The sequence below is a fragment of the Pseudomonas sp. HLMP genome (assembly GCF_046365545.1).
In the GTDB taxonomy this organism is placed as follows: Bacteria; Pseudomonadota; Gammaproteobacteria; order Pseudomonadales; family Pseudomonadaceae; genus Aquipseudomonas; species Aquipseudomonas guariconensis_B.
Map to the genome: position 1 here is coordinate 1 of NZ_JBDLLR010000017.1, position 522 is coordinate 522.

The window sequence follows — 522 nt, forward strand, 5'->3', positions numbered from 1 at the left end:
CATGCCCACGCCACTGGCCTCGTGGCACATGTTCGAGCAGTCGGGGAAGTTATTGGTGCCGTAGGCACGGACGAACAGCTGGTAGAGGAACGCCGCCTCGTTGCTGGCCCGGCCCGAGGTGTAGAACTCGGCCTGGTCGGGCGACTCCAGGGCGTTCAGGTGCTGGGCGATAAGGGCGAAGGCCTCGTCCCAACTGGTTTGCACATAGTGGTCGGTGGCCGCGTCGTAACGCATCGGGTGGGTCAAGCGGCCCTGGTACTCGAGCCAGTAGTCGGTCTGCGCGGCCAAAGCACTGACGCTGTACTTGGCGAAGAACGCCGGGTCCACCGAGCGCCCGGTGGCTTCCCAGTTCACCGCCTTGGCGCCGTTCTCGCAGAACTTGACCATGTCGCTTTCCGGCGACTCGCCCCAGGCGCAGCCGGGGCAGTCGAAGCCACCGTTCTGGTTGGTCTTGAGCATGGCCCGCAGGTTCTTGAAGGCATTCTCGCTGCCCAGCCAGGCCTTGGTCACGCTCTTGAGCGC

Annotated in this window: 1 protein-coding gene; it reads right to left on the bottom strand. The window is 64.9% G+C overall.

Annotated elements, in window-relative coordinates; all coding sequences use genetic code 11:
- Window positions 1-522: molybdopterin-dependent oxidoreductase (locus tag ABFA30_RS24220; protein ID WP_410046090.1), on the bottom strand; the 522-nt coding region annotated here is incomplete at both ends.